Source organism: Oleiagrimonas soli (assembly GCF_000761445.1).
GTDB classification, from domain to species: Bacteria; Pseudomonadota; Gammaproteobacteria; order Xanthomonadales; family Rhodanobacteraceae; genus Oleiagrimonas; species Oleiagrimonas soli.
In genome coordinates, this window is record NZ_KN196470.1 from 54,002 (window position 1) to 73,423 (window position 19,422).

General features: G+C 66.0%; 14 protein-coding genes. 6 read left to right on the plus strand and 8 right to left on the minus strand.

Annotated features, from left to right (window positions below):
- Positions 1–16: 16 nt before the first annotated feature.
- From LF63_RS00310 to LF63_RS00325, 4 genes are read right to left on the minus strand one after another with little or no spacing between them, the layout of a single operon-like run.
- On the minus strand, positions 17–751 hold the full coding sequence (locus LF63_RS00310; RefSeq protein ID WP_043102724.1) for an SDR family NAD(P)-dependent oxidoreductase: 735 nt from the start codon (positions 749–751) through the stop codon (positions 17–19).
- Positions 748–2,193, minus strand: coding sequence for an efflux transporter outer membrane subunit (locus LF63_RS00315; RefSeq protein WP_043098852.1), 1,446 nt, complete (start codon positions 2,191–2,193; stop codon positions 748–750). The genes LF63_RS00310 and LF63_RS00315 overlap by 4 nt, the downstream gene beginning before the upstream one ends.
- A 1-nt stretch (position 2,194) precedes the next feature.
- Positions 2,195–5,386 (minus strand): efflux RND transporter permease subunit, encoded by a 3,192-nt coding sequence (locus tag LF63_RS00320; protein WP_043098853.1) that lies wholly within the window; start codon positions 5,384–5,386, stop codon positions 2,195–2,197.
- Positions 5,387–5,394: 8 nt separating this feature from the next.
- Entirely contained in the window at positions 5,395–6,666 is a 1,272-nt protein-coding gene (locus tag LF63_RS00325) for an efflux RND transporter periplasmic adaptor subunit (protein ID WP_043098855.1), read from the minus strand.
- Between the two features lie 143 nt (positions 6,667–6,809).
- Between LF63_RS00325 and LF63_RS00330 the strand changes: the two genes are divergently transcribed.
- Entirely contained in the window at positions 6,810–7,769 is a 960-nt protein-coding gene (locus LF63_RS00330; protein WP_043098857.1) for a LysR family transcriptional regulator, read from the plus strand.
- A 37-nt stretch (positions 7,770–7,806) separates the two neighbouring features.
- Here LF63_RS00330 and LF63_RS00335 read toward each other — a convergent pair whose 3' ends face one another.
- Positions 7,807–8,601 (minus strand): undecaprenyl-diphosphate phosphatase, encoded by a 795-nt coding sequence (locus LF63_RS00335; RefSeq protein WP_043098859.1) that lies wholly within the window; start codon positions 8,599–8,601, stop codon positions 7,807–7,809.
- Positions 8,602–9,031: 430 nt separating this feature from the next.
- Positions 9,032–9,868: a DODA-type extradiol aromatic ring-opening family dioxygenase gene (locus tag LF63_RS00340; protein ID WP_043098860.1), complete on the minus strand. Its 837-nt coding sequence runs from the start codon at positions 9,866–9,868 to the stop codon at positions 9,032–9,034.
- Between the two features lie 411 nt (positions 9,869–10,279).
- Between LF63_RS00340 and glnA the strand changes: the two genes are divergently transcribed.
- Positions 10,280–11,689 (plus strand): type I glutamate--ammonia ligase, encoded by a 1,410-nt coding sequence (gene glnA / locus LF63_RS00345; protein WP_043098861.1) that lies wholly within the window; start codon positions 10,280–10,282, stop codon positions 11,687–11,689.
- A gap of 243 nt (positions 11,690–11,932) precedes the next feature.
- On the opposite strand, the gene LF63_RS00350 is transcribed toward glnA, so the two are convergent.
- Positions 11,933–16,519 carry a putative Ig domain-containing protein gene (locus LF63_RS00350; RefSeq protein ID WP_081945014.1) on the minus strand — a complete coding sequence of 1,529 codons (4,587 nt, stop codon included), beginning with the start codon at positions 16,517–16,519 and terminating at the stop codon, positions 11,933–11,935.
- A gap of 303 nt (positions 16,520–16,822) precedes the next feature.
- Between LF63_RS00350 and LF63_RS00355 the strand changes: the two genes are divergently transcribed.
- The 4 genes from LF63_RS00355 to LF63_RS00370 are packed head-to-tail and all read left to right on the plus strand — an operon-like array spanning position 16,823 to position 19,051.
- Entirely contained in the window at positions 16,823–17,332 is a 510-nt protein-coding gene (locus LF63_RS00355; protein WP_043098862.1) for a phage tail protein, read from the plus strand.
- A gap of 46 nt (positions 17,333–17,378) precedes the next feature.
- The gene (locus tag LF63_RS00360) at positions 17,379–17,912 is read left to right on the plus strand and encodes a phage tail protein (RefSeq protein WP_043102727.1); all 534 of its coding nucleotides are present in this window, start codon (positions 17,379–17,381) and stop codon (positions 17,910–17,912) included.
- 48 nt (positions 17,913–17,960) lie between these two features.
- Complete coding sequence (locus LF63_RS00365) at positions 17,961–18,494, plus strand: phage tail protein (protein WP_043098863.1); 534 nt, start codon at positions 17,961–17,963, stop codon at positions 18,492–18,494.
- An 8-nt stretch (positions 18,495–18,502) separates the two neighbouring features.
- Positions 18,503–19,051, plus strand: coding sequence for a GNAT family N-acetyltransferase (locus LF63_RS00370; RefSeq protein WP_235205219.1), 549 nt, complete (start codon positions 18,503–18,505; stop codon positions 19,049–19,051).
- Here LF63_RS00370 and LF63_RS00375 read toward each other — a convergent pair.
- Positions 19,044–19,343, minus strand: a complete 300-nt coding sequence (locus tag LF63_RS00375; RefSeq protein ID WP_043098864.1) for a DUF6916 family protein — start codon at positions 19,341–19,343, stop codon at positions 19,044–19,046. The genes LF63_RS00370 and LF63_RS00375 overlap by 8 nt on opposite strands.
- Positions 19,344–19,422: the final 79 nt, after the last annotated feature.

Genomic DNA, 19,422 nt, shown 5'->3' on the forward strand with positions numbered 1-19,422 from the left:
CGCCACCGCGCCGGCGTCACCAGCCGATGGCCTGACCGTCCTGGAAGAAGCGCCCGGTCGGCGCGGGCGACGGCAGGCAGGCGGCCCAGACGATGCCCTCGGCGCCGCGTTCCACCGGTCGCCCGCCCGGCCCGCCCAGATCCGTCGCGACCCAGCCCGGACAGACCGCATTGACCGTGATGCCGCTGCCGTCCAGTTCGTCGGCCAGCGTGCGCGTGTAGCTGTTGAGCGCCGCCTTCGACGCGCGGTAGGCGACGCAGTGCGGACCGCTGGACGTGCTCGCGCCGCAGCGGCTGGAGACGTTGACGATGCGTCCGTAGCGATGCCGGCGCATCAGCGGCAGCATCGCGCTGGTCACGCGCCAGCTGCCGTACAGATGCGTGTCCATCGCCACCTGCGCCACGGCCAGGTCGTTGGCGCTGGCGTGGGCGTCGTGGTCGTAGTAGCCGCCGGCGTTGTTGACCAGCACGTCGAGCCGTCCGTAGGTGATGTCGACCCAGCGCGCCAGCGTGTCGACCTGCTCCTGCTGGGTGACGTCCAGCTGCACCGCCACCACCTCACCCGCCGCGCCAGCCAGACGACGCGCGGCGATCAGGCCCTTGTCCAGATCGCGCGCGCCGAGCAGCACGGTCATGCCGGTGGCGCTCAACTGATGCGCCACCTCGAAACCGAGCCCGCGATTGGCGCCGCTGACCAGCGCCACGCGATGCACCGGCGTCGCCGTCGGCCCCGGACGGGCGCGCGCGTTCACGGCGTCCCGTCCGCTTGCGCGACGGCGCTGCACGCGACGTCGCCGCAGGCCTGCCAACCGCCGCCGAGCGCCTTGTACAGCGCCACGGCACGCGTGTTGATCGCGGTTTCGGCCTGCGCCAGCTCGTCTTCGGCCGCCAATTGCGTGCGTTCGGCGTCGAGCAGTTCGAGGAAGCCGGTCGCGCCCTCGCGGTAGCGCACGCGCGCCAGTTCGGCGGCGCGGCGGCTCTGCCGGCGCTGTTCCAGCAGCTCGTTGACGCGCACGCGTTCCTGGTTGAAGCCGGTCACGGCATTGTCGACGTCCTCGATCGCCAGCAGCACGGTCTGCCGATAGTTCGCTTCGGCGGCGTCGGCATTGGCCTCGCTGGCGTGCAGGTTGGCGCGCACGCGCTGCACGTTCAGTCCGTCCCAGGTGATGCTCGGCGCCAGCGACCAGGCGCGCGTCGCCGCGCCGCCGAAGTCGTTGCTGCGCCCGGCCAGGAAGCCGAGGAAACCGCCCAGCCGCAGGTGCGGGAAGAAGTCCGCCTTGGCCACGCCGATGCGTGCGTTGGCCGCGGCATAGGCGCGCTCGGCGGCCTGCACGTCGGGACGTCGCGCGAGAATGTCGCCGGCCGCGCCGATCGGCAGATCGACGGCGATGGGACGGAAGCTCTGCGCCGACAGATCGATGCCCAGTTCGCCCGGCCGCTCGCCCAGCAGCACGGCCAGACGGTACTTCTCGGCGCTGACGCGCGTCTTCAGCACCGGCAGCTGCGCGCGCACGGCGCTGAGTCGCGCCTTGGCGCTGGCCAGTTCCTGCTCGGAGGCGGCGCCGAGTTTCCGCCGCACTTCGATCAGGTGCATGGTCTGCATCTGGTTGTCGATGTCGCGCTGGGCGATGTCGAGCCGGGTCTGCGCGCCGCGCAGCTCGAAGTAGTTGCGCGCCACTTCCGCCAGCAGGCTGACCTGCGCGTCGCGCAGCTGCGCCTGACGCACGCCAAGATCGGCACGCGCGGCTTCCACCGAACGACGCACGCCGCCGAACAGATCGATCTCCCACGAGGCGTCGAAACCGGCGCGGTAGGTCGTGACCGTGCGCCGCTGATCGTCGAAGCCGGGCTGCTGACCGCGGCTGCGCGTGTAGTCCGCACCAGTCGACACATCCGGCAGGTACGCCGAACGCGCCACGCCGAGCTGCGCCCGCGACGCGCGCAGGCGCGCCACGGCGATGCGCAGATCGAGGTTGTTGGCCGCGGCGTGGCGGATCAACGCGTCCAGCGTCGGATCGTCGAACTGCCTCCACCACGCCGCCTGGAACGCGGCCGTGTGCTCCTGCCCGGCGTCCAGGCCCTGCAGCTTCGGCGCCGCCGGATGCGGCGCGCGATAGTCCGGTCCCACGCTGGCGCAGCCGGCGAGAACCACGGCCGCGGCGAGCGCGGCCATCTTCATCAGCGATCGTTTCATCTCAGGAATGCTCCGGTTGCGGCAGCGCGTGCTGCGCCGCGCGTTCCTCGGCGCGCGCCTGGCGGCGTTCCACCAGGGCGCGAATGACGACATAGAACAGCGGCGTGTAGATCAGGCCGAACAGCGTCACGCCGAGCATGCCGGAGAACACCGCCACGCCCATCGCGTGACGCATCTCCGCACCGGCGCCGTGCGAGGTCACCAGCGGCACCACGCCCATGATGAACGCGAACGAGGTCATCAGGATCGGACGCAGTCGCAGCTTGGCCGCCTGCAGCACCGCCTCGTGACGGGACATGCCCTCGTGCTGACGTTCGCGGGCGAACTCGACGATCAGGATCGCGTTCTTGCACGCCAGGCCCACCAGCACGATCAGGCCGATCTGGGTGAAGATGTTGTTGTCGCCGCCGCTCAGCCACACGCCGGCAATGGCCGACAGCAGCACCATCGGCACGATCGAGATCACCGCCAGCGGCAGCGACCAGCTCTCGTACAGCGACGACAGCACCAGGAACACCAGCAGCACGCACAGCGGGAACACCAGCACCGCGGTGTTGCCGGCCAGAATCTGCTGATAGGTCAGCTCGGTCCACTCGAAGCTCATGCCGTTGGGCAAGTTGTCCTTGGCCAGCTTCTCCATCGCCGCCTGCGCCTGACCGGAACTGAAGCCGGGCGCGGGTCCGCCGTTGATCTCCGCCGTCGGGTAGCCGTTGTAGTGCTGCACGCGGTCCGGACCGGCGCCGCGATGCACGGTGACGAACGAGCCCAGCGGCACCATCTGCCCCTGCGCGTTGCGCGTCTTCAGGCCGAGAATGTCCTGCGGCGTGTGACGGAAGGCCGGGTCCGCCGAGACGTTGACCTGGTAGGTGCGGCCGAAGCGGTTGAAGTCGTTGACGTACAGCGAGCCGAGGTAGGCCTGCATGGTCTGGTACGCATCGGTCAGGCTGACGCCTTCGGCCTTGGCCTTTTCGCGGTCCACGTCGGCGTCCACCTGCGGCACGCTGACCTGGAAGCTGGAGAACAGACCGGCCAGCGCCGGGTCCTTGCGGCTCTTGGCGATCAGGTTCTGGGTCTGCTTGTACAGCGCGTCGAAACCGCGGTCGGCGCGATCCTCGATCTGCATGCGGAAGCCACCGATGGTGCCCAGTCCCATCACCGGCGGCGGCGGGAACACGGCGATGTAGGCGTCCTGGATCGACGCGTACTGTTGGTTCAGCGCACCGGCAATGGCGCCGGCCGACAGCGCCTTGCTGCGCCGCTGGTCGAACGGCTTCAACGTCACGAACACGATGCCGGAGTTGGAGCTGTTGGTGAAGCCGTTGATCGACAGACCCGGGAACGCCACCGCGCTCTGCACGCCCGGCTGCTTCAGCGCAATCGCGCTCATGCGGTGGATGACGTCCTCGGTGCGATCCAGCGTGGCCGCGTCCGGCAGCTGCGCGAACGACACCAGGTACTGCTTGTCCTGGGTCGGCACGAAACCGGTCGGCACGTGCGCGAAACCGAACCAGGTCAGACCGATCAGGCCGGCGTAGATCACCAGCGCGATGGTGCCCTTGCCGAGCACGCGCTTGACGCCGCCGACGTAGGCGTCCGAACCGCGATGGAACAGACGGTTGAACGGCCGGAATAGCCAGCCCAGGCCGCGTTCCATCCAGCGCGTCAGACGATCCTTGGGCGCGTCGTGGCCCTTCAGCAGCACGGCGGCCAGCGCCGGACTCAGGGTCAGCGAGTTGAACGCCGAGATCACCGTGGAGATGGCGATGGTCAGCGCGAACTGGCGGTAGAACTGGCCGGTCAGGCCGCTGACGAACGCGGTCGGCACGAACACCGCGCACAGCACCAGCGCGGTGGCCACGATGGGACCCGTGACCTCGCGCATGGCCTTGCGCGTGGCCTCGCGCGGCGACTGGCCCAGCTCGATGTGCCGCTCGACGTTCTCCACCACCACGATGGCGTCGTCGACCACGATGCCGATGGCCAGCACCAGCCCGAACAGCGACAGCGCGTTGAGCGAGAAGCCGGCCACGAACATCACCGCGAACGTGCCGATCAGCGACACCGGCACCGCCACCAGCGGAATGATCGACGCGCGCCAGGTCTGCAGGAACAGGATCACCACCAGCACCACCAGCAGGATCGCTTCCAGCAGCGTGTGCGCGACCGCCTCAATCGAACCGCGCACGAACACGGTCGGATCGTAGACGATGGAATAGTCCACGCCCTGCGGGAAATCCTTCTTCAGCCGCGCCATCGTGGCGCGCACTTCGTCGGAGATCTGGATCGCGTTGGAACCGGGCCGGGCGAAGATCGGCATCGCCACCGCCGGCTTGTTGTCGAGCAGGCTGCGCAGCGCGTAGTTGTCCGAGCCCAGCTGCACGCGGGCCACGTCGCCCAGATGCACCACGCCGCCGTCGGCGTCGGTGCGCAGGATGATGTTGCGGAAGTCGTCCACGCTGACCAGACGGCCGCGCGTGTTGATGTTGAGCTGGAATGCCGAATGCGTCGGCCCCGGCGGCGCGTTCAGCGCACCGGCGGCGACCTGCACGTTCTGCTCGCGGATCGCGTTGACCACGTCGCCCGTGGTCAGGCTGCGCTGGGCCAGCTTCTGCGGATTCAGCCACACGCGCATGCTGTACTGGCCGGCGCCGAAGATCTGCACGTCGCCCACGCCCTTGAGGCGACCCAGCACGTCCTTCACGTGCAGCCGCGCGTAGTTCGACAGGTACAGCATGTCGTAGCGCTTGTTGGGCGAGGTCAGGTGCACGACCATGGTCAGGTCGGGCGAGCTCTTCTGCGTGGTCACGCCCAGCCGCTGCACTTCCTCGGGCAGCTTGGGCAGAGCCTGGGCAACGCGGTTCTGCACCTCGACCTGGGCGTTGTCCAGATCGGTACCGAGCGCGAAGGTCACGGTCAGGGTCAGCGCGCCGTCGCTGGTCGACTGCGAGGCGCTGTACAGCATGCCTTCCACGCCGTTGATCTGTTCCTCCAGCGGCGTGGCAACGGTCTCGGCGATGACCTTGGGATTGGCGCCCGGATAGCGGGCGTGCACCACCACAGTGGGCGGCACCACTTCGGGGTATTCGCTGATCGGCAGCTGGAAGACCGCGATGCTGCCGGCGATCACGAACAGCAGCGACAGCACCGCGGCCATGATCGGCCGGTCGACGAAAAACTGGGCAAAATTCTTCATGGGACGGATCAGTCCTGCGACGCGCCGTGGCCGACCGCGGCGGTCGTCACGGACGCGGTCGCGTCATCGGAGGTGGAAGGCTTGTTCGCAGGCGGCGCGGTCGCCTCGACCAGCGCCTTGTCGTGCGCGTCCAGGCGGTAGTCCATCGCCACGCGCTCGGGTTTGACCTCGACGCCGGGACGCACGTGCTGCAGGCCGTTGACGACCACCAGCGCATCGCCGTCCAGACCGCCGTCGATGACGCGCAGGCCGTGGTATAGCCCGCCGGTCTCGACCTTGCGGTAGGCGACCTTGTTCTGCTTGTCGAGCACGTACACGAACTGGTTGCCGAGGTCGGTGCCGATGGCGCGGTCGTCGACCAGCAGACGCGGCCGCGGCGCGCCGCTCTGCAGCTTCACGCGCGCATACAGGCCCGGCGTGTACAGACCGTCGCGGTTGTCGAACACCGCGCGCAGACGCATCGTGCCGGAACCGCTGTGCAGCTGGTTGTCGACGAAGTCGATGCGGCCGCGATGCGGATAGCCGGTCTCGTCGGCCAGCCCCATGGTCGCGCCGATATGCGCCGTGCCGCCCTTCTGCGCCGCCTCGGCGCGCAGGTGGTCGAGCTTGAGCCAGGTCTGCTCGTCGACGTCGAAGTACACGTAGACCGGATTGACCGTGACCACGCTGGTCAGCACGTCGCTGGTGCTGACCAGGTTGCCCGGCGTGATGCGGATGTTGCTGACGCGGCCGTCGATCGGCGCGCGCACCTTGGTGAAGTCCAGCTTCAACTGCGCCGCCGCCAGCGCCGCTCGCGCGGCATCGTAACTGGCCTGCGCGCTCTGCGCGGCGGTGTCCAACCGATCCGCTTCCTGCTGCGCGATCGCGTGCTGGGCCAGCAGCATCTCGCCGCGACGCTGGTTGGTATCCGCCAGCGCCCGCTCGGCCTTGGCCTGGGCGGCACTGGCACGCAGGCGGTCCACTTCGGCCTGGTACGGGCGCGCGTCCAGCTCGAACAGCACTTCGCCCTTGTGCACCAGCGCGCCTTCGGCAAAGTGCACCGATTCGACGAACCCGCTGACGCGGGGCCGCACCTGCACCGTGTTCACCGCCTGCAGGCGTCCGGTGAAGTCCGCGCTGTCGCTGACCTTGCGGGTCAGTACGCGGGCCACGGTCACCGCGGGTTTCATGCCGGCACCCGCCGCCGCGCCCGGCGTCGGCGCGCCGCCATGCAGCAGCCATGCGCTGACGCCCACCGCGATGGCGAGCAGGGGGAGAAATACCCATCGCTTCTTGATCATCTCGAACTCCCAAAATCGTTACCGCCGGGGTAGGAGACCCGGCGAGGGGTCGAGAGAATAGGTACACTTGCCAGTATAGAAAATACGTTCTACGCTCAATGCACTCTTGAGCCACAGTCACGAATCGACGGGAAAAGCCCACGATGGAAGACTTTTCAGCCATATCCGCCTTCGTCCGCGTGGTCGATGCGAAGACCTTCGCCGCCGCCGCCAAGCAACTCGGCATGACACCCTCGGGCGTCAGCCGGGCGGTCACGCGCCTGGAGACCCAGCTCGGCGCGCGATTGCTGTTCCGCTCTACACGTTCGCTGCGCATGACCGACGATGGCGCCGCGTTCTATGCACGTTGCAAGGAAATTCTCGCCGACCTGAACGAGGCGACCGAGGCGCTGGACCGCGCCAACCGCAAACCGACCGGCAAGCTTCGAGTCGGCATTTCGCTGTCCGTGGGCCGCGCCGCGGTGATCCCGCGCCTGGACGAATTCGAGCAACGCTACCCCGACATCCGCCTGGAGCTGTCGATGACCGATTCGCCGTCCAACCTCAACGGCGAGGGTCTGGACTGCGCGATCCGCGTCGGCCAGCTGGACGATTCCAGCCTGATCGCGCGCAAGATCGGCTACCTGCGCAACATCGTCTGCGCCGCGCCGGCGTACCTGGAGCGCTTCGGCGCGCCGCGCAGCATCGACGACCTGAAGAACCACCGCTGCATCAACTATGTCCTGCCCAACGGTCGGCCGCGACAGTGGCAGTTCGACACGCCGGGCGGGCAACAGGCGGTCGACATCGACGCGCACATGCTCATCAACGACGGCGAATCGGTGCTGCAGGCGGTGGCGGCGGGGCTGGGCATCACCCAGACACCGCGCATGCTGGCCTCGTGCATGCTCGACAAGGGCATGCTGGAAGTGGTGATGCCGGAAACGATCTCGACCGGCAAGCCGGTGTGGATCGTCTACCCGCAGCGCAAGCACCTGTCGGCGCGCGTGCAGGTGTTCATCGAGTGGGTGCGCGACCTGTTCGACCGCACCAACGAACCGATGGCGGCCAAGCTCGGCAAGCCGGCGAAACAGACGCGACCGCCGGAACCGGTCGAGGCGTGACGCCCGACATGGCCGCCGAACGCGGCGGCGACCTGCCTCAGGCGCCGCCCGGAAGCAGCAGCAGCAAGGCCACGCCCAGCACGATGCGGTAGATCGCGAACGGCGTAAAACGGTGCGTGCGGATGTAGCCCAGCAGCCACTTCACGGCGATGAAAGCGACGATGGCCGAGACCACGAAGCCCACGCCCAACGCCGTCCAGTCCTCGTGCGCGGCGCCGCCGTCGTGCAGCACCTTGAGCAGTTCGTAACCGGTCGCCGCGTACATGGTCGGAATGCCGACCAGAAAGGCGAACTCGGTGGCCGACTCGCGGTTGCTGGTACCGAACAGCATGGCCGCGAAGATGGTCGCCGCCGAGCGTGAGGTGCCGGGAAAAATGCCCGCGACCATCTGCGCGATGCCGACCAGGATCGCCACGGTCCAGGTGATGTTTCGCTGGTCCGGTTTGTGCGCGGCGGCCCGCTCGGCCGCCAGCATCCAGAAACCGCCGACGATCAGCGCCCACGCGATCGGTGTCACCGTCTCCGGCAGTTTGAAGTTGAACTTCACCGCGATCAGTCCCAGCACCGCGGTGATCAGGAAGGCCACCACCAGCTTGAACAGGTAATCGCGATTGGCCGGATCGCGCCACTGCGTCAGCAGCTGCCAGATGCGCTTCCAGTAGATCAACGTCACCGCCAGGATCGCGCCCGCCTGGATGCCGACGTTGAATAGGTCCGAGCGCGCGCCCAGCCAGCGCTCGGCGATCAACAGGTGGCCGGTCGAGGAGATCGGCAGGAACTCGGTAATGCCCTCGATGATGCCGAGGACGATGACGCGGATCAGATCGTGCATGGGCGCGGGGACCGTCGCAAAAAACCGCAGTGTACGCGCAACGCCGCGGAAAATCGGGGCGAAACGCGGGCAATGCGTACGACGCCATTGCGGCTCGGTCCGCACACCGCGCCACAACCGACCTAGGCGCGCACCGATCCTCCGCCGCTTGCTTGCCGCGCTTTTGGCGCGGCGTCCATGCACGATGCATCGATGCCCGCCGCATCAACGCGCACGCCTTCTGCCCATCGATACCAGCTCAGCGCGGTGCGGAAGCCGATGCGCGCTATGGCCCACCACGGCCCTGGCTCGCGTGCGATCCGCCTGCGGCGCGCGACTCGCAGCGGAAAAGGGCGTGCGACCTGCATGGTCGCACTGCACCGTCCGTGCGCGCATTGTTTCCACCTTGCGCCACCCGACCAACGCGAGCCGCGTGCCGGTCCGCTCGCGCTCAGGCTGCCAGACGGTCGAAGGCCGTCGGCGTGCGGTCCGCGCCGAAGCGGAAGCTGGACGCCGCCGCACCCATGAAGCGCTCGCCGTAGACGCACACCGCCGGATCGTCCTGCGCCGCGCCCAGCGCCACCATCAACGGCATCAGGTGGTCCTCGCGCGGATGCGCCTGTCGCGCCGAAGGCGCCTGCGCCCAGTGCATCAAGGCTTCGCGGCGCGCGGCGGGCGCGGCCGCGAGGGCTTGCCGCAGCCAGCCGTCGAACTGCAGGGCCGGCACCGCACCGGCGGGGCCGAACATCGACAGATTGTGGTAGCTCAACCCACTGCCGACGATCAGGATGCCCTCGTCGCGCAGCGGCGCCAGCGCCTGACCCGCGCGCCAGTGTTCGTCCGGATCGTAGCCGTGCCGCAGCGACAGTTGCACGATCGGCATGTCGGCGTCCGGATAGATCGGCTGCATCAGGCTGAACGTGCCGTGGTCGAAACCGCGTTCGGCATCCGCGCCCGCCGGCAGACCCGCGTCGGACAGCAGCCCGCGCACGTGCTCGGCCAGCGCCGGCGAACCCGGCGCCGGATACTGGATGTGATAGAGGTACTCGGGAAATCCGTAGTAGTCGAACACCATCCCCGGCGCGGGCGAGGACGACACGCTGTACGCGTCCTCTTCCCAGTGTCCGGTCACCACCAGCACCGCGCGCGGACGTTCCGGCAGCTGGCGCGGCAGATCCTGCAGCGACTGTTCGAGCCAGCCGAAGTTCTCGCGCATCGGCCCCTTCATGTAGGGCCAGGGACCGCCGCCGTGGGAAAGGAAGTAGGTGGGAAAACGCGTTGCGCTCATGACCGGATCTCGTGATGGGGACGCCTTGCCGCAGTTCGCATCGACCGCGCGTGCGTTGTCGATGCTCGGGCCATCGATGACGCCGTGACGCCGGCATGCGTCGCCACCGGCGATGTCACCGATGTTGCCTCCGCGCCGCCTGTTTGCAATCGGACGCATGCGAACAGAGCGTTCCCCGTTCTCGCACGACCGCGCTCGCGACCTTCGACCGCCACCCGCCACCCAAACGACGCCGCACCGCACGAAGACGCCACCAATCACCATTGTTGTGCAGACTAAGCCGGCATTGCATGCATTTGGTGCAAAATCTCGACGGATGCGCTGCGGAAAGCCCGTCCTGACGCGCTTTGAACGTGGCATGCCCTATGCTTAAAGGGCACTGTCTTTCACCCATCAACGCTGGATGCCTCCATGACCGCCAACGCCGTACTGAAACTGATCAAGGACGAGAACATCGAGTTTGTCGACTTCCGCTTCGCGGACATGCTCGGCAAGCAGCATCACGTGACCTACCCCGCGCACAGCGTCGACGAGTCGACCTTCGAGGACGGCAAGATGTTCGACGGCTCGTCGATCTCCGGCTGGAAGGGCATCAACGAGTCCGACATGATCCTGATGCCGGACCCGGACACCGCGCTGCTCGACCCGTTCAGCAGCCACAAGCAGCTGATCCTGACCTGCGACGTGCTGGAGCCGTCGACCATGCAGGCCTACGGCCGCGACCCGCGCTCCATCGCGCGCCGCGCCGAGGCGTACCTGAAGTCGACCGGCATCGCCGACGAGGCCTTCTTCGGTCCGGAGCCGGAATTCTTCGTGTTCGACGCCGTGCGCTGGCAGAACGACATGGGCCGCGTGTTCTACGAGATCGAGTCGCAGGAAGCCCACTGGAGCTCGCGCTACAAGTACGAGGAAGGCAATGCCGGTCATCGTCCGGGCGTGAAGGGCGGCTACTTCCCGGTCAGCCCGGTCGACTCGCTGGGCGACCTGCGCGCCGACATGTGCAAGGTGCTGGAAGAGCTGGGCCAGGTGGTCGAAGTGCACCATCACGAAGTGGCCAACGCCGGCCAGTGCGAGATCGGCACGCGCTTCAACACGCTGGTGAAGAAGGCCGACGAACTGCTGATGATGAAGTACGTGGTCAAGAACGTCGCCCACGAGAACGGCAAGACCGCGACCTTCATGCCCAAGCCGGTGGTCGGCGACAACGGTTCCGGCATGCACGTGCACCAGTCGCTATCCAAGGGCGGCGAGAACCTGTTCGCGGGCGATCTGTACGGCGGCCTGTCGCAGACCGCGCTGTGGTACATCGGCGGCATCTTCAAGCACGCCAAGGCCATCAACGCCTTCGCCAACTCCACCACCAACAGCTACAAGCGTCTGGTGCCGGGCTTCGAGGCGCCGGTGATGCTGGCCTACTCGGCGCGCAACCGCTCGGCGAGCTGCCGCATCCCGTACGTGTCCAGCCCCAAGGGTCGCCGCATCGAGGTGCGCTTCCCGGATCCGATGCAGTCGGGCTACCTGACCTTCACCGCGCTGATGATGGCCGGCCTGGACGGCATCATGAACAAGATCGATCCGGGCGCGCCGGCCGACAAGGATCTGTACGACCTGCCGCCGGAAGAGGAGAAGAACATCCCGCAGGTGTGCTCCAGCCTGGATCAGGCCCTGGAAGCGCTGGACAAAGATCGCGACTTCCTCAAGGCCGGCGACGTGTTCACCGACGACTTCATCGACGGCTACATCGCGCTGAAGATGCAGGAAGTCACCAAGTACCGCGCCTCCACGCATCCGCTGGAATTCTCGCTGTACTACTCGTTCTGATCGCTACCGCGGTCGGAAACGGAAAAGGGGCGCTCCGGCGCCCCTTTTTCATGCCGCATGCTGGCAAGTCGACTAGTGGCGCTGCGCCTGCTGCGGCGCGCCAAGATGCGCTTGCAGGAACGTCAGCATGCGCGTGTAGAAGTCATGGATGTCATCGGCGCGGTTCAGTCCGTGGCCTTCCCACGAGTAGTCGACGAACTTACTGGCCCGGCCGACGCACGCTGCGTCGGCCGGGATGTTCGCTCAGTCGAACGGCGTCTCGAAATTGAGCTGGATCGACTGGTCGTGCTTGGTCGTGTTGTCGAACTGGCTCTGGTACTCGACGCGGAAAGTGGTGCCGCGCGTGGTCTGCGCCTGCAGGCCGACGCCCAGAACCTTGTGGTTCTGCGACCGCTGATCGACCTGCACGCGGTAGAGCGGCCCGGTCGGCAGGTCGGCATAGCGCATCATGGCGCTGCTGTCGCCCTGGAAGTCGTGCCGATACTCGACGCGCAGCATCGGCGACAGCACGCCGAAATCCCGCTCGTAGCTGTGCTGCAGACGCATGCCCAGACTGCCCGTGGTGGTGTCCACGTTCTGGCGCTCGTAATGCAGGGAATACAGGCTGTCGCCGGTTTCGGAGTAGGCATCCAGCGTAGCCTTCGCCACGTCGATGCGGCCGTACGGGGAAAGTTGCAGCCCGTCTTCGCCCGCGTATTCGTAGGTCAGGGTCAGTGCGCCGAAGGTCTGCTGTCCGTTGCGGTTGCCGTGCACGAAGTTGCCGTCGGTCGTCACGAAGCGATGCGCATGGAACGACAGCCACTGATAACCGGCCAGCGCATCCAGATACAGCGCCTCGCCAGGCTGGTAGCTGGCGTAGACCGCCACGCTGTAGGCCTCGCCCTTGCTGCGGCTGCCCTGATAGCCGATCTCGCTGGAATCGTGGCCGTAGCCCATGCCGGCGCCGAGCACGAAGTTCGAGGACAGCCGCTTGTCCGCACCCACGCTGATGCCCGAGGTGTTGAAGTCGATGCCGTCGACGCTGGTGCCGCGTTTCTGCGCACCGAAGTTGACGGCGCCGCCGACCCAGAAGTGCATGGCATTCGGATCGGACGAACCGCGGGTTTCGACCGGCGTTTCATCGGCATCGGCGGGCTGCATCAGATAGCGCCGCTGCATCTGCGACGTCGGCAGCAACTCGGCCGGACCGCTGCCCAGCGAATTGCGCATGCGACTGCTGGCGGAAGTGAAGCTCAGGCTGTTGTCGAAGCGCTGACCGCCACCCTCGCCATGCAGGGCTTCCAGGCGTTGGCTGAAGTTGTCGATCTGTCCGCGTGCGAAGCGGCGGGTGCTTTCCGTCTGCGCGTTCAGCAGACCCAGCACTTCCGCATCCTTGCTCGGATCGGGACGCGCGATCACGCGGATCGTGACCGTCGCCTGAGCCGAGGTCGCGTAGGCGTTCTTCAGGGTGTAGGTCACCTGCACCATGCCGGCATAGGTGCTGACCGGGGTGAAGTGCAGCTGGTAGCCGCCGTTGGCCGCCACGATCTGTCCGCTGCCCGCCGTGCTCGGCGAGATCGCCACCATGTCCGCGCCCGTGAACGGCCCGCCTGTCGCTTTCGCCGTCAAATCCACGGTCACCGGCGCACCGGCGATCGCGTCGACGCTCAGGTTGGGCGCCTGCGGCAACGGGTTGACGTGCACCGTCACCGTGACCGGCGGCGACGTGCCGTAGGCGTTGCTCAACGTGTAGGTGAAGGTGTGCGTGCCGGAGACCGAGGCTGGAGCGGCATAGGTGATGGTCGTACCCGACACCGTGGCCGTACCCGCATCCGGCACGGTCGCGATGGCGACGCCCGTGTACGGTCCGCCGGTGGCGCCGGCGGTCGCGTCGATGTTCACCGACTTTCCGCCCAGCACGGTGACCGACTGGTTTTTCGCGGTCGGCACAGCCAGCGCCGTCACCGTCACGGTGACCGTGGCCGCCGTCGAGGTGCCGCCCGGGCCGGTGGCGGTGTAGGTGAAGGTGTCGGTGCCGAAGAACGTGCCCGTCGGTGTGTACATCACCGACAGGCCGTTGACCGTGGCCGTGCCGTGCGACGCCGTCTGGACGATGGCGATGCTGGTGATGTTGCCGGTGTCGTTGCTCGTCACCGGAATGGTGACGGCCTGCTGCGACGGCGTCGACGCCGTGTCGTCATGCGTCACGGGCGGATTGCTGGACACCACCACCGTGTAGGCCTGACTGCCGGTGTAGGGACCGGAACCCGTGGTGCTGTCGGTCGCGGTCACCGTGAAGCTGTACGGGGTGGCGGAAGCCGCGGTTGGCGTGCCGGTGATCAAGCCAGCGGAAGTCATCGACAAGCCGGTCGGCAGCGTACCCGAGGTCACCGCGTAGGTGTATGGCGCGATGCCGCCACTGGCGCTCAGCTGCTGACTGTACGCCGTACCCTGCTGCGCGGCCGGCAGCGTGCTCGGCGCCAGCGCGATCGTCGGCGCGGTCACGTTCACGTTATAGGTGACCGATACCGTTGCCGGTGAACCGGCGCCGGTACTGCTGTCGGTCGCGGTCACCTGGAACTGGAACCCACCGGACGCCGTTGGCGTACCGCTGAGGATGCCGCCGGCCGACAATGTCATTCCCGGAGGGAGCGCACCGGACGTCACGGTGTAGGTATAAGGCGAAATACCACCGCTGGCGGTGAACGTCTGCGTGTAAGCAACACCCACGGTCATGGGGTTCGTCAGCGTACCCGGCGACAGGTTCATCGAAGCTGCGCCGATCTGCAGCGAGAACGTCTGGTTGACGGTGAACGGCGCGTTCTTGCCGCTGCTGGGATCGGTACCGGTACTCGAATCGGTGCCGCTGACCCCCAGCGTGAACGTGCCGCTGACCGTGGGCGTGCCCGAGATCGTGATGCTGGTGTTGTTGAAGCCGGTGACGCTCAGGCCGGCCGGAACACCAGTGATGCTGTAGCCCTGATACGGCGCCTTTCCGCCGCTGAAGGTGAAGGTCTGCGTGAAGGACTGACCCACGGTGGCCGTCAGCGACGTGCCGCCGCTCGAGCTGGTGATCGCCAGCGTCGGACCGGAGACGGTGATGCTGACCGTGGCCGCCGCCGAGGTGCCGGCCGAGTTGGTGCCGGTATACGTGAACGAATCGGTGCCGGTGTACCCGGAGATCGGCGTGTAGGTGATGGTCGTGCCGCTGGCCGTCGCGGTGCCGTGACTGGCCGGCGAGGCAATGGCCACCGACGTCGGGGTGCCGCCGGAGAAGCTGGTCGGGACGACATTCGAGGAACTGCCGTAGGACACCGTGTCCGAGACCGGATTGGCCACCGGCGCGATCGCCTGCACATTGAGCGTGTAGGAACCGGCGACCGAGAACGGCGATCCCGTGCCCGTCGAGCTGTCGGTCGCGGTCACGGTGAAGTTGAACGAACCGGCTTCCGTCGGCGTGCCGCTCAGCAGGCCGCCAGCACTGACCGACAGACCGTTCGGCAACGTGCCGCCGGTCACTTGGTAGGTATAAGGAGTGGTGCCGCCGCTGGCCGTGAACTGCTGGCTGTAGCTGCTGCCCTGGGTCGCCGCGGTCAAGGTCGTCCCCGAGGCGGGGGAAATCGACAGCGTCGGCGCAGCAACGCTGACCGTGTACCCCTGCGAACCGGAGAACGGCGCGCCCGTGCCGGTACTCTGATCCGTCGCCGTGATGGTGAAGCTGGCGGAGCTGGTCGCCGACGTCGGCGTACCGGACAGCAGACCGCTGCTGGACAGGCTCAAACCGGTCGGTACCGTGCCCGTGGCCGAAAACGTGTAGCCACTGCCCTGCGTGCCGCCGGACGCCGTGAACTGCTGGCTGTACGGAACGCCAACTTGCATGTTGGATATCGTGCCGGGACCGACTGTGATCGTCGGCGCGTTTACCGTCATGCTGATCGAGGATGTGGTGCCGGTGAAATTGTTCTTGTCCTTCGCCTGCACGGTGAAATTGAACGAGCCGGCTTCCGTCGGCGTACCGCTCAGCGTGCCGCCGGAAGACAAATTCATGCCGGCCGGGAGACTGCCTGCGGATACCGTGTAGGTATACGGCGTGGCGCCGCCACTGGCCGTGAAGTTCACCGGGGTATACGCCACGCCCACGGTGGCGCCGGATACCGAATTCGGTGTGACCGTGATGGTCGGCGCATTCACCGTCAAGGTGATCGGCTGCGTGCCTGTAGTGTTGTTCGTGTCCTTTGCCTGGACGGTGAAGTTGAATGTTCCCGCCGCCGTCGGTGTACCGCTCAAGGTGCCTCCCGAGGACAGACTCATTCCGGCTGGCAGGCTGCCCGCCGATACCGTGTAGGTATACGACCCCGTGCCGCCGCTGGCCGTGAAAGTCGTCGAGGGGTAGGCCGTGCCCGCGGTGCCCGCGGGAACCGTGGTCGGCGTGATGCTGATGGGCGGGGGATTGATGGTGACGTTGACCGTGACGATATAACCCGTACCGTCATCGAACGTGAACGTATCCGACGTGGCGCCGTCGCCATTGTTGGCGTAATAAATCTGTACGTTGCCGCTGCCCGCAAAATTGTTGTGCGTGACCGTGCCGTGGGCCGTGGTGACCGGATCGGTCATGGTGATGCCGAATGGCGCACAGTCGTTGTAATCGGCCGTGAGATCGATGGTGTAGGTCGCCCCCGAGTTCACGGTGATGTTGATCGGGGACTCGGCCGAGCAATTGGCAAGCGCCGTTCCCGACCACATCGTTGCAGCGAAAAGCACCAGCAACGCACTGAACATACGCAGGCAGCCGGACACGCGGCTACGTTTCGTGCGCACACGAAATACATCGATCATCGACGACGACATGATCCACTCCCCCTGGCGCCCCGACGTCAACTCGCCCCGTGCATGGACTCTACGAGATGATCAGGCACGCCACCTTTCCCCATGAGCAAAACGGTTCCACTCCTGGCGAACCGATCCCTTTTTGCACAAACGATTACAACAGTTATTCCCCGTACAAGGAAGTGCCGAATGGCAAATAGTCTTGAGAATTTTTATTGCTCTACAAATATCGCTTGTCATCGTCATGGGGTTGGATGCACACTCGTTCACTGAAAAATCAGCCCGGCATCATCGGGGTCCCAAACGGATGAGGGAGAACGTCGGATGAGCGAAGTATTCCTCGGGCAAATCATGCTCGGCGGTTTCGATTTCGCGCCTGCGCATTTCGCGCTCTGCAACGGACAACTGCTTCCGATCTCGCAGAATCAGGCACTTTTTTCACTTCTAGGCACGCAATACGGCGGGAACGGCACCACCACGTTCGCTCTGCCGGATACACGCGGTCGCACACCACTTGGCGCCGACAAAAACAACGGCTACGTGCAGGGGCAGGCCAGCGGTGTCGAGACCGTCACGCTGACGAACAGCACCCTGCCGGCACACGTCCATACCTTCATGGGCAGCACCGCCGACGCCGCGGTTCGATCACCCACGGACGCGCTCTATGCCAAGACCAGTGGCGAGAACCTTTACGCCGCGCCTGGTACCCAGGCCACGCTCGCATCGCAGACCGTCTCCCCTACGGGCGGCAGTCAGGCGCATAACAATATGCAGCCCTACCTGGCGGTGAATTTCTTCATCGCCCTGAGCGGCATTTTCCCGTCGCGCAGCTGATGCCGGCCGCGGCAAGCCGCGGCCCCAACGACCTTGGAGCATGACCATGAGCGAACCGTTCGTCGGCGAAATCCGCTTGTTTTCCTTTCCGCGCATTCCGAGAGGCTGGCTTTCCTGTGATGGAACGCTGCTGCCCATCTCGCAATACGATGCGCTCTTTTCCCTACTTGGCACCCTATACGGTGGCGATGGCCAGACCACCTTCGGCTTGCCCGACCTCCGCGGTCGTCTGCCCATCGGCTACGGCAACGGCAATGGCTTGACGCCTCGACCGATCGGTCAGAAGAGCGGCAGCGAGACGGTCACGCTTCTCAGCACGCAGATTCCGCAGCATTCGCACTCTTTCCACGCCACTTCGGCGGCGGCTTCGAGCGATACCCCGTCCCCCAGCGTGCAACTAGGCACACCGAGCAACTCGGACACCATGTACGCCACCGACATCACGGGGTTGTCACCCTACCCGCTGCAAACCTTCGCAATCAGTCCCAGTGGAGGCAACCAGCCGCATGACAACTGCATGCCCACACTGACGGCGTCGTACTGCATCGCCTATGTCGGCATCTATCCGTCGCGCAGCTGAACCAGACGCAAGCCTGCACATTGTCTTGACGCTTTCGGGGACTTCATCATGACCACACCATTTATCGGCGAAATCCAGCTGTTCGGCTTCAATTTCGCGCCCGTGGGATGGGCGACCTGCGCGGGGAGCCTGCTGCCCATCTCGCAGAACACCGCGCTCTTCTCGCTCATCGGCACGACGTACGGCGGCAATGGACAAAGCACCTTTGCACTGCCCAATTTCCAAGGTCGCGCACCGACCAATCAAGGTCATGGGCCTGGCCTGAGTACGCGCACTATTGGCGAGCCGTTCGGCGAGGCACAAGTGACCCTCATCGGCACCGAAATTCCGTCGCATAACCACCAACTCAATCTTTACGTGCAGCGCGACCCAAGCAAACGTTCAGCCAGTCCGCAAAATGGGTACGGACTGACTTTTCCCGGCAACGTTCCTGCATTCGTTACCGGAACACAGCCGAATATGTCCTTCCATCCCAACAGCGTCGGTCCGGACGGCGGCAGCCAGGCGCATGAAAACCGCCAGCCCTACCTTGCCGTGAATTTCTGCATCGCCTTGGAGGGCGTCTACCCGTCCTTCAGCTGATGTCGAAGATGCCGCAGACCCTGCCGGACTTTCCGGCAGGGTCGATGAAGCACCTGCAGACGCCCGAGGCGCTGCAGGTGCGCAGCTATGCATTGCGCCGTGCCTCCGCTGAAGACCTTCCCTTTCTGCAACACCTGTACGCCGAAACACGTGCTGCGGAATTGCGCGCGACCGGATGGCCCCAGGCCCTGTGCGAGCGCTTCGTCGCCGACCAGTTCGTACTGCAACATACGCATTATGTGCGCCGGTATGCCGACGCCGATTTCCTGGTGCTGCAACTCGAGGCACGCGCGATCGGCCGGCTCTATTTGCAGCGCGAAGCAAGTGACGATCTCATCATCGACATCGCACTGCTGGCCGAGGTTCGTGGCCGTGGTGTCGGCTCCGCACTCATCATCCACATACAGCAGAACGCCGCCCGAACAGACCGCGGCGTGCGATTGCATGTGGATCTGCGCAACGAGGCGGCTTACCGCCTCTATCTTCGTCTGGGATTTCGCGACACCGGCGTCGAGGGCGCCTACCGCGGCATGCGCTGGGACGCCAACGTCAGTTGAAGACCGCCTGATACAGGAAGCCGGCCTGCTCGCGCGCGATCGGCACCAGGAAGATACCGAACGGACCCGTGGCCTCGTGATGCATCTGGTAGATGCGTTGCGGAAACAGGATCGCCGCCTCGTTGCGGAACAGCAACGCGAACGGATCGCGCGACTGCCCGACCACCGGCTGCCCGCTCAGCGGACGCGCTTCGACGAGCACGAACGGCGCATTGCCTTGCCCCTCATCGAGACTGACCGTGAATGTCTCGTTCACGCGTGACGCGAAATCGCCGAGCGTCATGATCTGCATGGATATCCCTCCCCGTGTCATCGATGCAGCATGCCAAGGCTGGCGACGCGGTTCAATGCGCATGTCATCGCAACGCCCG